We start from the raw sequence: 12,572 nt of genomic DNA, 5'->3' as shown, positions 1-12,572 counted from the left end.
GTCGCTCTCCCTGTGACGTTTCTCAGGGGCGAACACGTCTCGAAACACCCCCTTATCGAGGCGTATTGTTGCACGCTAACATTTTTTGCGCCAGACGCTTTTCGAGCTTTTTTCGAGCGACCTCAAACGGGCTTCAGCGTCTTCGGGTCCAGCCCGCCCATGCGGCAGACTTCCTTCCATTCATTCGCCTTCACGGGCTGTACCGACAGGCGGAACGAAGTCACCAGGCTCATGTCTTCCAGTTTCGGATTGGCCTTCACATCCTTCAGCTTCACCGGCGTCGGCATGTCGGCCAGCGCCTTGACATGGACACAGTCCCAGCGCGGATCGTCGGTTGTGGAATCCGGCGCGCTCTCGGCACAGATCTCCACCACGCCAACCACTTCCAGCCCCTTGTTGGAGTGATAGAAGAATCCCCGGTCGCCGATCTTCATCTCGCGCATGAAATTGCGGGCCTGGTAATTGCGGATGCCATTCCATTCCTCGCCTTCATCGCCCTTGGCCTTTTGCTGGTCCCAGCTCCACGCGTCGGGTTCGGATTTGAACAGCCAGTATTTCATCGATCCTGCCTCATCATGTCTTGCCAGTTCAGGACCTAACGGGATTCCGGGCTGCGTCCAGTGCAGCCGCGATCAGGCGCTCATAGAGCTGCCAGCCCTTGTAGCGATACATGGCCGGATCGACCTGCTTCCAGGCCGCCTCGAAGGCGTCCACATGACCGGGTCCGGCCAGCGCGGTGCGCAGCGGATCCATCACCACGCGGATCGTGAACAGGACGGTGCCGGTCTCCGGCAGCTTGCAGATGGTCTGGCGCTCCACCCGCAAGTGCAGCTGGTCCAGCGCATCCGCCGCATCCATTCCGGCCGCAAGCGCCTTCAAGGGCGCCGAACTGGGCGTGAAGCGGTCGGCGCCAGGCTGGACCGACCAGTTGCAGCGCTCCAGCAGCATGCCAGGCCGCAACCCGTCAAAGATCCGGGAAATCCGTCTCGCCAGCCCCGGATCGCCGCCCGGCACGGGATTGTGCAGCCCGCCCAGCGGCTGGTTGAACTTCACCGCGAGCTGCCAATAGGTCGGTGCGCACAGGCTCGCGGCGCGCAGCCGCCACAGGCCGTCCTCGCCGCGGATCATTACGCAAAGATCATCCGACACCATCGATGATGCCGCTTCCAGCGGCGTGGGCCAGGTCCCGCTCGCCGGCCCGGTGACCGCCAGCACGGCGGCGGCGCATTCGGCCATCTCGGCGTCTGCCTCCAGCGCGGCGAAAACATCCTTGCGCTGCCGGGTCATCAGGGCCCGCTTCGCGTCCAGCCAAGCCCCGGCTTCGGAATCCGGCAGCAGCCAGTCATCCTGCGCGATCGGTTTCAGGCCCGGCGCGATGCCGGGCGGACCGTCCAGAAAGGGCAAGAAGGGAGGTCGGCGCATCGGTGGGGTCATACCGGAATGGCAGAACCCCAGCTGACAAAGCCGGCAATCCTGGGCGTCGAAGGCAGATACATGGTCTCGGCTTGGTCCAGGCGGAACCCGGCAGCGGCAAACATGGCCTCGGTGTCCCGGGTCAGATGGCAGCCGCCCGCCAGTGGCTTCCAGACCGGCTCGACCCGGCGCTGCCATTTCGCAACGCCTTCGTCCGGGGCCAGTCCATGCTCCGAGAACAGAATTCGCCCGCCGGGCTTCAGCACACGGCGCACTTCTTTCAGAGAGGCTTCCCAGTCCGGAATGGTACACAGCACAAATGTGATCACCACCGTATCTACGCTGTCATCTTCCAGCGGAATGGCTTCCGCCCCGGTCTGCAGGAATTCGATATGATGGCCGATGCCAAGCCGCCCGGCCTCGCGACGGGCCTTGCCCACCATTACTTCGGATGGCTCCAGTGCGTAGAGCTGGTCCACCTTGTTGCCGTCATAGAGCGCAAAATTGGTGCCGGACCCGCAGCCGATTTCCAGTACGCATCCGCTGGCCTGAGGCACCACTTTCTGGCGCTGCTTCATGATCGGCTTCGTGCTGCAGGCGCACGAGACCAGGTGCGGGACGACATAACGGTCCCACGGGTTCACTGATCCGGCTCCATCGAGTTGAAGCCCGGATAGTCCTGCTTCTGCAGGCGCGCCTTGGTCGCCTCGGTCGGGCGAGCAATCAGGGCATCCTGCGTGATGTTCACAACATATTCGAACCCGTCCCCCATCGGCTGGTAGGACGCGGAGCCGTATTGCGCATCAATGCCGAACCGTCCGCCCTGCTCCTGCGCCATGCGGTGCACGTCCAGCCCCGGATTGGCGGCCAGCGCAATGCCGTTCGTGGTCGCCTCGGTCACCGAATCCGGCGTGAAACGACGCGACAGGCGGCCCTCGATGAAATCCAGGCGATAGATCGAGTCATAGCCCAGCATGTTGGCCATCGGCTTGAACTTGATCACCTGTGCGCCGATCTCGAACTCGTTGCCGCGCAGCACGGGCTGGGCCCCGTTGGCCTGTACCAGCTTGCGTCCATCGGAGAAGGTCAGGTCCAGCGTGTAGGCATTGGTCTCCCCCTCTACGGCCGTGAATTTCACATTGGCGGCGTAGCGTTCCTTGGTCAGGCGCTTGTAGGTCTGAAGGTTCAGTCCGGCGAAGGCGACCACACCGGCCAGCGCCAGGAAACCCGCCCCGAAGGTCAGGCGAACGGCGCCCGATCCCGCTTTCAGTTTCGCCAGCTTGCCAAAGCCCGCAAACAGCAACATCAGGCCGATCACAGCCGCAATCGCTGGCAAAATCCACCAGATCAGTCCCATTACACCACCTCCTGTTGAGCAGGCGCCCTCCCCGGCGACCGCCCATGCCTGTCACCCAACCCGCGCACATTAACCTCTAATAAGCGCTTCACCTAGGGGTCAGTTCCAGCCGGGAATAAGCGCTACATAATGGCCCCGGTACCCAGGCAGTTGATGCGTTCGACCTTGTCCCGGTTGAACTCACCGCCATCCTCCATCGCAAAGGCAATGGGATAGACAATACCATGGCGCGCGCCAGGCGTATTGGTGCCGGGCACATCAGTCACTTTGAACTTTGCGGCCATCATTCCGTCCAGCGCCGCCTTGCAAAACACGGCGCTGGAACAGGACAGGTCGTCAATGCTCATTTCCTTGCCGTAATTATACAGGCTGAACCGCACCTCGCAGTAGCCTTCCGCGCGGAATGCCGCCGCAATCCCGGGATATTCAGGTGCCGGCGGCTGCACCACTTCAACATCGTTCGACGGCACATCGTCCGGGCCTTCATCGCCGACAGCGCGCCCGACCGCTCCCGTCAGGGCGATGACTGCAACAAGGCAAACAGCGTGGCGGACCATGCAGAACTCCTCCTGGTTGACAGGAAAGCCTAGCGGCGCGCCTGAAAATGGAAACCCTTATTTCCCCTGCCCAGCCCGGATAAATCCTGCTAACGCCCAGAATATGTCATTTCGCGATTTCGTCCTTCTCTTCGCCGTCTGCCTTGTCTGGGGCCTCAACATCGTCATCACGCGCTGGATCGTGGCTGATGTCGGCGTGCCGCCCATCTTCTTCGCAGCCACGCGCTTCGCCGGCGTCGCCCTGTTCCTGGTCGCCTTCCTGCGCCCGCGGCCGGAAGACCTGAAAATGCTGTTCATGATCGCCATGTTCATCGGCGCGCTGCATTTCGCCCTGCTCTTCATCGGCCTCCAGAATGCCGAAGCCTCGGCCGCCTCGATCACCGGCCAGCTTGGCGCGCCCTTCTCCACGCTGATGAGCATGGCCTTTCTCGGCGAGACGATCGGCTGGCGGCGCGGGCTCGGCATCATGCTGTCCTTTGCCGGTGTCATCCTGATCGCGTTCGATCCGGAAAGCTTCAACACGTCGATCGGGCTCCTGTTCATCGCCATTGCCGCCTTTGTCGGCTCGGTCGGCGGAATCCTGATGAAACGCATGGCCCCCATCAAGGCACTGCGCCTGCAGGCCTGGGTCGGCCTGTTCAGCTTCGCCCCCCTCTTCATCACATCCGGATTGCTGGAATCCGGCCAGCTGGACTCGGTGACACGGGGCGGCTGGCAGCTCGGCCTGGCCTGGCTCTTCGCCGTGGTCGGCGTGTCCATATTCGGCCATGGCGGCTTCTATACACTGATCAAGAAATACGACATTTCCCTGCTCTCGCCGCTCACCCTGATGACCCCCATCTGGGGCGTCGTGTTCGGCATCATCCTCCTGAACGAGCCGATCACCGCCCGGCTCGTACTCGGCTCGGTCATCTCCCTGACCGGTGTGTTCGTGATTGCCGTGCGCCAGAACAAGACCTTGCCGGATGCCGCCATCGTCAAGAAGATGGGCTCGGGAGGCAGCTGATGCAGGTCACGCGCATCGACAGTCCGAACTTCAATGAGCGCAAGCATCCGCTCGACATGCTGGTGCTGCATTATACCGGCATGGCCACAGGGGATGACGCGCTGGAGCGCATGTGCGATCCGGAGGCTGAAGTCTCCGCCCATTACATGGTCGGGGAAGACGGCCACATCACGCAACTGATCGACGAGGACAAGCGCGCCTGGCATGCGGGCGTCGCCAGCTGGCAGGGACAGCAGGATCTGAACTCCCGCTCCATAGGCATCGAGATCGTCAATGGCGGGCATGATTTCCGCGCGCCGGATGGCAGCCTGCCGCCCTATCCGCGGCCACAGATCCATGCCCTGCTGGATCTGGTCCACGACATTCTCGGCCGCCACGCCATCCCCGCCACACGCATCCTCGGCCATTCCGACATCGCCCCCCTGCGCAAGCAGGACCCCGGCGAACATTTCCCGTGGGAGCGCCTCGCCCGCGCCGGAATCAGCCTTTGGCCGGATTTCGACGGCACGACGAAAGAAATCATCGGCAAGGGGCTCGAACGCGGCACGTCCGGCTCCAGCGTGTGGCGGCTTCAGACCATGCTGTCAGAGATTGGCTATGGCTTTGACGTGACCGACATCTATGGCGAGGCCTGCGAGAAGATCGTCACCGCCTTCCAGCGCCGCTGGCTGCCAGAGCAAGTCACCGGTCAGGCGGATTTGACCACGCTGCGCCGCATCGGCGTCATTCACGCGCTGTTCGCCGCCTGATCCTCGACGGCGTCCATCTCGTCCTCGTCGGCTTCGGCAATCACCTCTTCCCGCTGCATGCGCGCCGCCCATTCGACCGCCAATGCCGCGCCGAACAACAGCGATGACACCGAAACCGACAGCCAGATGAAACCGAGGATCACCGAGGCGAGCGCACCATAGAATGTGTCGAGCGAACTGAATTTCAGATACAGGTGATAGCCCCAGGTCGCGACCAGCCAGGCCAGCGCCCCGGCAGCCGCCCCCATCGCCTTCGCCCTGTGTCCGCTGACCCGTCCGTGCAGCGACAGGGCAATGATCAGATAGAACACCGCGAAACAGGCAACCCCCTTCCCCAGCCACAGGGTGGAGGCAATGTCCGACACGGTCTGCGCCAGTTCGAACGCGATATAGCCGTCGCGCTCGGTGACCAGCGACAGGATCAGCTGCAGGGCGCCGAGGATCCAGACGGCCAGGATCAACAATGCCGTCATCAGGATCGACACGCCCTGAAACCGGATGATCCGCGTGCGGCGCTCGCTGCCGGCCACCATGCGAATGCCGGTGATGGCCGCCTTGGCCCCGGAACTCGCCGTATAGAACACAACGATCAGGGCCAGCACCGCCCGCAGGGTCACGGCCTGCGGCGTGGCGTCATGGATCACGTCCAGGTCTGCCTTGCTCAGCGGGGCAACGGCCGACACCAGAACCTGGTCCACCGTATCGCCCAGCTGGCGGCTGATATCCGCCGGCAACAGGGCGAACAACAGGGTCAGCGTCAGATAGACGATCGGAAAGATGGAAAACAGCGCATAGAAGCTGATGCCACCCGTCACGATGCGCACTTCCGGCTTGGACAGGCGCACAATCGCGCACCAGAGCGGCGCAAACATCCAGTGCCGCACAGGCTGGGGCACGGGCAGTTTCTTGATCCAGTTCAGCATGCGGCCTCCGATCATGAACCCCCTGTATGGCGTAATTCGCGCAACACTCCCAGCTTTTCGGCCACGCCCTTTTTGATCCGGTCTTGCCGCGCGATGCCCTTTCGCGGTATGCAGGCGCTTCCTCGTATTGCCGCGGCTGCTGACCCGCACAATCGAGGACAAGCAAATGACACACCCCGAAAACCGGGCCGCGCGACGCGTGGCCGCTCGCAAGCATGGCGACCGCAAGCGGGCGCCGACCCATCGTGGCTTTGAGCAAAAGAACTGGAAACTGCTTTATCTGCGCCATAACAAGCTGCATCGGGCGCGCCAGCTCGGAAAGATCTGGCCGCCAAAGGAATGGAAGAAACTGATGGCAGACATCGAACCGGTGAACGTGCTTTTCATCTGCTCGAAGAACCAGTGGCGCAGCCCGACGGGCGAGGCCGTCTTCGCCCGCATGGACGGTGTGGCCACCCGGTCTGCCGGCACAGCGAAATCTGCCCGTCGGCAGGTTTCCGTGGCGGATATCCGCTGGGCTGACGTGATACTCGTCATGGAAGACAAGCATGCCAACCGCCTGCGCGCAGACTTCCGCCAGGAAGTCGCCTACAAGCCGGTGCATGTGCTCGATATTCCGGACGATTATCAGTATATGGATGAAGACCTGGTCGACCTGATCCGCAAAAAGTCAGAGCCGCTGATCTTCCCGAATGGCTGAGGGTGCGCGCGCCGCCCTCACACCATTCCCGCATCCGTCGGCAAATCCAGCAGCAGCCGCCCGGTCAGCTCCCATGTCGCAGGCGCAGTTACAATATGCTGCGTCATGGCATGGGAGTCCCTAAACCGGCGCTGCAGGTCAGAGGCTTCGAACAGCGCCGCGCCGCCGCCGAGGTCATACAGCGCGCGGCAGATGTCCGCGCCGGTCCGTGTCATGTGCGTACATGCCATACGCAGCGCCGCCCGGCGCTCTACCGGAATGCCCTCTCCGGGCTTCACGGCCTGCGCCACAGTCCAGGTCTCGTCCAGCTCTGCCATCATGTAGGCGCGGGCGGCCCGCCATTTCGCCTCGGCCTCCGCATAGGCCGCCTGAATGGTCTGGCGCTCGGCCAGCGTCTTCTTGCTGCCCTGGCTTTTCTTTCCGGCGGCCAGGTCCTTGAATGCATCAAGGCTCGCCCGCGCATTGCCCATCGCCACCGCCGACACGCCCAGCGACAACAGGCCAAAGGCCGGGAATGTGTACAGCGGCCCGGTCTCGTGCGGCGTATCGGTGACCAGGGACACTGAGCGCGCCTTCGGCACGAATATCCCGTCTACGGACAGGTCGCCACTGCCCGTCCCCTTCAGGCCCATGACATGCCAGGTATCGTGCAGCGTCGCATCGCTCGCCGGGAAAACCATCATCCGCTGGTCCGGCGCACCGGAGGGCAGCCGCTTCATCTCGCCCTTCTCGAACACCATGCAGCCGCCGGCCAGCCAGCTGCAATTGGCTGAGCCTGAGCCCCACTGCCAGCGCCCGGTGACGCGATAGCCATCGCCATCCACCTCGGCCCGGCCCATCGGTGCGAACACGCCGCCCGTGATTGTCATCGGAGAGGCATAGATCTCTGCCGCCATGTCCGGCGCCATATAGGCCGCATTCATGGAGGTCGTGCAGGCGATCATGGAACACCATCCCGCGCTCGCATTGGCCCGCGCGATCCGCTCGACGCCCTCGACAAATTCCCGCGCCGACAGCTCCAGCCCGCCATAGGTCTTTGGCGTCATCATGCGGAACGCCCCGGCCTGCGCCATCTTGTCCGCAAGGTCAGCCGGCAGGCGGCGCACCTCTTCCATCTCGGCGGCCCGCTCGGCCAGTTCCGGTGCCAGCGCGTCCAGCGCCGCCATCATCGAGTCGTAACTTTCAATATCGAACATAGGCACAGCTATACCAGCCGTCTTTCTCCTGCACAGCCCTGACGTCGGGCGATGGGATCTAGAATTGCTCGAGGGCCACCTTCCGGCTCGCATCATTGGCGACTTTCACGGACTCCAGCAGCGCATCCAGCGCGTCGCGGTCCAGCCGGCGCCCATCCAGCACGACCATGTCGATCTCCTGCGTCGCGGCAATGTCCTCCAGCGGATTGCCACGCAGCAGAACGAGGTCCGCCTCTCGCCCGGCTTCGATACGCCCGGCATTCGACCCCATATAATCGGACGGCACCGATGTCGCCGACGCCAGGATTTGCGCCGGGCTCATCTCGGCCGCCTGCAATGCCACGAATTCCTCATGCAGCGAGAAGCCCGGCACACGCACCGGCACATTGGCGTCCGTCCCCGCCATGATCGGCACACCGGCCTTCAGGAAGGCATCAAACAGGATATGCTGCGCGTCGGCATAGGCCTGCCAATAGACCCGGCTGCGCACCTTGCGGTCATCGGTCAGCCCCTCCGGCCAGCGATAGATATTAACCTCCGGCAGCCACCCCATGCCCCGCGAGGTAATCACCGTGCCTTCGGCAATGCCCGGATTTTCGTAGGCCAGTTCGGCCGCATCCAGTTCGCTATGCAGGTCGGTCTTCTGCCGCTGAAAACTGTCGACCAGCGCCAGCGTCGAGGTCACGGAAATGCCCTGCTCGATCATGCGGGCCGAGACATCCCCGCTCCGCTCCCGGACATATTCGAGGAACGCGTCGGCCTCGTCTGGCCCGTATCCGCCAAACTCCCGGTCCAGAATTTTCACGAATTCCTCGACATGCGCCACTTCGCTCTGATTCGATGCCCAGAGGTCGTCCAGTCCGATGGCAATCGGCAGATGCCCGACCAGCTTGATGCCCTGCGCACGGGTCGCGTCGCTCATCGCCTCATAGCCGGCCTTGTCCAGAAAGCTGCTCGCCTTGACCGCATCATATCCCTCATCCGAGAACTCCTTCACGGCATCGTGCACCTGATCCCCGGTACGGACGATGGTCTTGCGCTGGGTCCAGCCGACAAAGGCGCCCTCCATCGGGCCAAAGGTCGCAAATTGCGGCGCAACGGCAAAGATGTCCGGCCCGATCCGGCCTTCTTCAATCTCTGCCCGCCAGCGCAGATTGACCGGCACCGTGTTCATGTCGCGCACCTGCGTCACACCATTGGCGACATAGACCAGAAGGTCATTCTCGCTTTGCCAGAGATGGACATGGGAATCCGTCAGGCCGGGGATCAGATAGCGCCCCTGCCCGTCGACGGTCTCGAGCCCCGCCGGCACGGAGTCTGCGGGCACGACAGACCGGACCAGGCCCGCGTCCACCACGACCGCCTGCCCCGGCACGAACACATCCCCCTCCGGCGCAAGCACGTTCACATCCACCAGCGCATACGCTCCCGGCCCCGGTGGCGGCAAGTCCGGCTCGGCCACTTCGACGAAGGCTCCATACATCCGGTTCAACTCGCGGTCGATAAAGACATAGGTCGACACCATGCCCAGAAGGGCAAGCACGCACAGGCCCAGCCCTATTCGAACGATCCATTTCAACATCCCAAATCCACTTATCTTGTCACTGTCTAGATTTTCCCCTAAACGAAACATCTAGACAGTGTCAAGTTATGAATTATGGTACGCACATGACCGCATCAAAAACCGCTTCGCGCCGTGCCTCAAAAGACCGCTACCATCATGGCGACCTGAAAACGGCGCTCTTGCGCGCGGCGGAAGCTGAACTGGCGGAGAATGGCATCGAATCCTTCTCGCTGCGCGCTGTGGCCAAACGGGCCGGCGTCAGCCATGGCGCCCCGGCCCATCATTTCAAGGATGCCAAGGGCCTGCTGACGGCCCTCGCCGCCTCCGGCTTTCGTCGCCTGGTCGAGGCGCAGGAGACCCGGCAGGCCAGGGCAGACAGCGATGTGCGCGCCCAGCAGATCGCGGCAGGCCTCGGCTATATCGACTTCGCGCTGGAAAACCCGGCCCTGTTCCGCCTGATGTTCAGTTCGGAAAAGCCCGACCGCAGTGTCGCCGAACTCGGAGAGGCGTCCATCGCCGCCTATGAAAAGCTGATGTCGGGCGTGCGCAGCGTGGTCGGAGAGAACCCGCCGGATGATCCCGGCGCGATGAAACTCATCATGGCCTCCTGGGCAATGGCACACGGGCTGGCGGATCTCGTCGTTTCCGGCCGGGCCGAACGTCCCCTGAATTTCAGCGCGCTCTCGCAGGAGGAACGCGACACGCTCCTGTCAGACCTGATGGGGCGGTCGCTGACCTCCTGATCGATGGTTGACTTCCCGCCGTCCGCGCCCTGATCCTGAAAGCAATAGAAAACACGCCGAAAATGGCGGTTGGCCGGACGGGAGGACATATGCCGGACACACCCACGACAGAACGCTTTGGCGACTTCATCACGCTGGAACGCTCCGGCCGCCTCGTCACGATCACCTATGATCGCGGCGACGGGCTGAACGCCCTGTCCATTAAGGGCATGACCGAGCTGCGGGATGTGGCGCGGGCGCTCGCGGATGATGATTCCAGCTCTGTCATCGTGCTCACCGGCACATCCGTTTTCTCTGCCGGGGCAGACCTGAAGGATCCCGACCGCAAGGGCCGGGACGAAATGACCCTGCTGCAGCAGCGCAGCGCTGTCCGGCTCGGCCCGGACATGTGCCAGGCCTGGGCCGATCTTGAACAGGTCACCATCGCCGCCATTGACGGCTTCTGCATCGGCGGCGGTCTGGCGCTGGTGGCCGCCTGTGACCACCGAATCTGTTCGGACACGGCAGAATTCCGCCTGCCGGAAGTGCCGCTCGGCATGAATATGAGCTGGCGCTCGGTCCCCCGGCTCGTCGCCCTGATGGGGCCGTCGCGCGCAAAGCAGCTGATCATGCTGGGCCGCAAGCTGACGGCGCAGACCGCGCTGGACTGGGGGCTTGTGGACGAGGTGGCCGCATCGGGCAAGGCGATCATGGCTGCCAATGCCCTTGCCCGTGCCTATGCGGTCCTCCCCCCGATCGCGCTGCGCATGACCAAACAGGCCATCGACACGGCGGCCCAGCCTCTCGCCTTCGCCACCAGCTTCATGGACCGCGACCAGTTCCTTCTGGCTAGCCAGTCCAATGACCAGGCCGAAGCCATCCGCGCCTTCCTAGAAAAACGCGCGCCGGATTTCTCCGGCGACTGAAAATTTTGCTCTAACAAGCGCCAAAATCTAACTCTAAAGGCTCTATCGAACGTCACAGTAATGATTACCGCATTGGCTGGACACGACCCTCTAACTCTGGTCAGCATTTACAGGCGCAACGATTCAACCCTACGATCATAATAATTCTCGCTCACTAGGAAAACAAATTGGGGGTTCTTCGAATGTTGGGTACAGCACTATATCATCCTACCATAGATATCAGAGACTCTGCGTGGCTAAAGTCCGCAGTGCTATTTTGGGACCATATCCAAACCATAGTGCCTTCTGAAATCGCTCAACCATATCGAAACACTGATGCTCATGTTTGTGCTACGGAAGGGTTTCTATCACCACTTCACTGCGATCAGCACCCGGAGTTTGCCGAAGAACTTGGAACAAAAATACTTAGACTTTCGAAACCCCGTGGCTCTATCCGATACGCAATGCAGCAAGTGGGTCGAGATTATCGGAATCCATCGATTGATGCAGTTTCAAGTTTGGCAAGAAAGCTACAATCCGCACTCACCACACGTGACCAATTCGGCGATTACAACACAGTCAGTCAACCTACAGACGTGATGGAACGGATCTCCACCACAAAATTGTCTCCGGATGTACACAACCTTCTGAATGAGTTGTCGTTGGCGCGAATGCACCCGCAGAAACTACCATCATTTCTTCGTAGTCAACCACGCACGTATAGTGATCAAGACGGCGAGTGGCTTCTGGTCGATAAGAGCTTCGCAAATTCGTACATGACGGCTTTAGCCGCGAAACTCGCTTCGAAACTCTCACTAACCCCACTAACAAGTAAGACGTTGTCGCATGGACTTAGTTCTCAGTTCCTCTTCGAAGATGATGTCGACACAACCCATAATCGTGCATCAGGAGCGCTTATAGATGTAGCGTTTCGCTCTCTGAAAGTTGATCCAACTACGCCAATTTCAAGACTACTTAAATTCCGCAGGAGAAGAGAAACGCAATTTCAGGAACTGTCCATAGAATTTCAGAACTTCAGAAACATTATTTCAGAGGTCGAGTCTGATGAACCAATCGAGAAACGAGCCCAACAAATATATCAAACTAACATTGACCCCAAAATGAAGGCACTCAAGAAAGAAGCCAGCCTGAATTCAATTGAGACCGTATGGGACGGCGCAATCCGTGCACTAACCGTTTCGGCACCAGCCGGCGGTGCCTTGGCTGTATTTTCGCAGCTTGGCACTCCGGTCGCACTTGGGGCAGGCGCCGCAATCGCAGCAATTGATCTCGGAGTAAAATCCTACCTATCGGGCAAAAAGCTAAAAGTCTCCAATCCTTATTCGTATCTTCATGATTTGGAGAACACGTATGGCTTGCCAAGACTGTACGACTAGCGACGGTCGGCCTCTGACGCTATTGCAGCAAAGATGATTGCATTGCTTCCACACCTTGCATATTTCAACATCAGCTTTATGTA

General features: G+C 61.3%; 14 protein-coding genes. 6 read left to right on the top strand and 8 right to left on the bottom strand.

Features of this window, described 5'->3' with window-relative positions:
* Nucleotides 1-122 precede the first annotated feature (122 nt).
* The 5 genes from HF955_RS09645 to HF955_RS09625 form a co-directional block, all read right to left on the bottom strand.
* Nucleotides 123-560, bottom strand: a complete 438-nt coding sequence (locus tag HF955_RS09645) for an EVE domain-containing protein (protein WP_027837063.1) — start codon at nt 558-560, stop codon at nt 123-125.
* 28 nt (nt 561-588) lie between these two features.
* Nucleotides 589-1,422: a DUF3445 domain-containing protein gene (locus HF955_RS09640; RefSeq protein ID WP_291074882.1), complete on the bottom strand. Its 834-nt coding sequence runs from the start codon at nt 1,420-1,422 to the stop codon at nt 589-591.
* Between the two features lie 8 nt (nt 1,423-1,430).
* Nucleotides 1,431-1,991 (bottom strand): class I SAM-dependent methyltransferase, encoded by a 561-nt coding sequence (locus HF955_RS09635; RefSeq protein WP_291074880.1) that lies wholly within the window; start codon nt 1,989-1,991, stop codon nt 1,431-1,433.
* Nucleotides 1,992-2,053: 62 nt separating this feature from the next.
* The gene (locus HF955_RS09630) at nt 2,054-2,770 is read right to left on the bottom strand and encodes a hypothetical protein (protein ID WP_291074878.1); all 717 of its coding nucleotides are present in this window, start codon (nt 2,768-2,770) and stop codon (nt 2,054-2,056) included.
* 122 nt (nt 2,771-2,892) lie between these two features.
* A complete protein-coding gene (locus HF955_RS09625) occupies nt 2,893-3,327 on the bottom strand; it encodes a hypothetical protein (RefSeq protein WP_291074876.1) in 435 nt (144 codons plus the stop codon).
* Nucleotides 3,328-3,430: 103 nt separating this feature from the next.
* Here HF955_RS09625 and HF955_RS09620 point away from each other — a divergent pair, with 103 nt between their 5' ends.
* Complete coding sequence (locus HF955_RS09620) at nt 3,431-4,333, top strand: DMT family transporter (RefSeq protein WP_027837059.1); 903 nt, start codon at nt 3,431-3,433, stop codon at nt 4,331-4,333.
* Nucleotides 4,333-5,082, top strand: a complete 750-nt coding sequence (locus tag HF955_RS09615; protein ID WP_291074874.1) for an N-acetylmuramoyl-L-alanine amidase — start codon at nt 4,333-4,335, stop codon at nt 5,080-5,082. The genes HF955_RS09620 and HF955_RS09615 overlap by 1 nt, the downstream gene beginning before the upstream one ends.
* On the opposite strand, the gene HF955_RS09610 is transcribed toward HF955_RS09615, so the two are convergent.
* Nucleotides 5,061-6,020, bottom strand: coding sequence for a YhjD/YihY/BrkB family envelope integrity protein (locus HF955_RS09610; RefSeq protein ID WP_291074873.1), 960 nt, complete (start codon nt 6,018-6,020; stop codon nt 5,061-5,063). The two genes, HF955_RS09615 and HF955_RS09610, sit on opposite strands and share 22 nt — an antisense overlap.
* 151 nt (nt 6,021-6,171) lie before the next feature.
* Between HF955_RS09610 and HF955_RS09605 the strand changes: the two genes are divergently transcribed.
* On the top strand, nt 6,172-6,705 hold the full coding sequence (locus HF955_RS09605; protein WP_291074871.1) for a hypothetical protein: 534 nt from the start codon (nt 6,172-6,174) through the stop codon (nt 6,703-6,705).
* Between the two features lie 17 nt (nt 6,706-6,722).
* Here HF955_RS09605 and HF955_RS09600 read toward each other — a convergent pair whose 3' ends face one another.
* Nucleotides 6,723-7,901 (bottom strand): acyl-CoA dehydrogenase family protein, encoded by a 1,179-nt coding sequence (locus HF955_RS09600; protein ID WP_291074869.1) that lies wholly within the window; start codon nt 7,899-7,901, stop codon nt 6,723-6,725.
* 58 nt (nt 7,902-7,959) lie between these two features.
* Nucleotides 7,960-9,483 (bottom strand): amidohydrolase family protein, encoded by a 1,524-nt coding sequence (locus tag HF955_RS09595; protein ID WP_291074867.1) that lies wholly within the window; start codon nt 9,481-9,483, stop codon nt 7,960-7,962.
* Between the two features lie 86 nt (nt 9,484-9,569).
* Here HF955_RS09595 and HF955_RS09590 point away from each other — a divergent pair, with 86 nt between their 5' ends.
* The 3 genes from HF955_RS09590 to HF955_RS09580 all read left to right on the top strand — a co-directional run bounded on the left by HF955_RS09590 (nt 9,570) and on the right by HF955_RS09580 (nt 12,489).
* Complete coding sequence (locus HF955_RS09590; protein WP_291074866.1) at nt 9,570-10,208, top strand: TetR/AcrR family transcriptional regulator; 639 nt, start codon at nt 9,570-9,572, stop codon at nt 10,206-10,208.
* 89 nt (nt 10,209-10,297) lie between these two features.
* On the top strand, nt 10,298-11,113 hold the full coding sequence (locus HF955_RS09585) for an enoyl-CoA hydratase/isomerase family protein (RefSeq protein WP_291074865.1): 816 nt from the start codon (nt 10,298-10,300) through the stop codon (nt 11,111-11,113).
* A 182-nt stretch (nt 11,114-11,295) separates the two neighbouring features.
* The gene (locus HF955_RS09580; protein WP_291074864.1) at nt 11,296-12,489 is read left to right on the top strand and encodes a DUF6236 family protein; all 1,194 of its coding nucleotides are present in this window, start codon (nt 11,296-11,298) and stop codon (nt 12,487-12,489) included.
* Nucleotides 12,490-12,572 lie beyond the last annotated feature (83 nt).

This window comes from Hyphomonas sp., from assembly GCF_017792385.1.
In the GTDB taxonomy this organism is placed as follows: Bacteria; Pseudomonadota; Alphaproteobacteria; order Caulobacterales; family Hyphomonadaceae; genus Hyphomonas.
Note: the sequence above shows the minus strand (reverse complement) of the source record. Positions and strands in the feature narration are given on the sequence as shown.

What these genes read in the sequence shown, in the direction of transcription:
- HF955_RS09600 (WP_291074869.1), bottom strand. Translation starts at nt 7,901, where the DNA reads ATGTTCGATATTGAAAGTTACGACTCGATGATGGCGGCGCTGGACGCG.
- HF955_RS09610 (WP_291074873.1), bottom strand. Translation starts at nt 6,020, where the DNA reads ATGATCGGAGGCCGCATGCTGAACTGGATCAAGAAACTGCCCGTGCCC.
- HF955_RS09590 (WP_291074866.1), top strand. Translation starts at nt 9,570, where the DNA reads ATGACCGCATCAAAAACCGCTTCGCGCCGTGCCTCAAAAGACCGCTAC.
- HF955_RS09615 (WP_291074874.1), top strand. Translation starts at nt 4,333, where the DNA reads ATGCAGGTCACGCGCATCGACAGTCCGAACTTCAATGAGCGCAAGCAT.
- HF955_RS09625 (WP_291074876.1), bottom strand. Translation starts at nt 3,327, where the DNA reads ATGGTCCGCCACGCTGTTTGCCTTGTTGCAGTCATCGCCCTGACGGGA.
- HF955_RS09630 (WP_291074878.1), bottom strand. Translation starts at nt 2,770, where the DNA reads ATGGGACTGATCTGGTGGATTTTGCCAGCGATTGCGGCTGTGATCGGC.
- HF955_RS09620 (WP_027837059.1), top strand. Translation starts at nt 3,431, where the DNA reads ATGTCATTTCGCGATTTCGTCCTTCTCTTCGCCGTCTGCCTTGTCTGG.
- HF955_RS09645 (WP_027837063.1), bottom strand. Translation starts at nt 560, where the DNA reads ATGAAATACTGGCTGTTCAAATCCGAACCCGACGCGTGGAGCTGGGAC.
- HF955_RS09580 (WP_291074864.1), top strand. Translation starts at nt 11,296, where the DNA reads ATGTTGGGTACAGCACTATATCATCCTACCATAGATATCAGAGACTCT.
- HF955_RS09585 (WP_291074865.1), top strand. Translation starts at nt 10,298, where the DNA reads ATGCCGGACACACCCACGACAGAACGCTTTGGCGACTTCATCACGCTG.
- HF955_RS09605 (WP_291074871.1), top strand. Translation starts at nt 6,172, where the DNA reads ATGACACACCCCGAAAACCGGGCCGCGCGACGCGTGGCCGCTCGCAAG.
- HF955_RS09640 (WP_291074882.1), bottom strand. Translation starts at nt 1,422, where the DNA reads ATGCGCCGACCTCCCTTCTTGCCCTTTCTGGACGGTCCGCCCGGCATC.
- HF955_RS09595 (WP_291074867.1), bottom strand. Translation starts at nt 9,483, where the DNA reads ATGTTGAAATGGATCGTTCGAATAGGGCTGGGCCTGTGCGTGCTTGCC.
- HF955_RS09635 (WP_291074880.1), bottom strand. Translation starts at nt 1,991, where the DNA reads ATGAAGCAGCGCCAGAAAGTGGTGCCTCAGGCCAGCGGATGCGTACTG.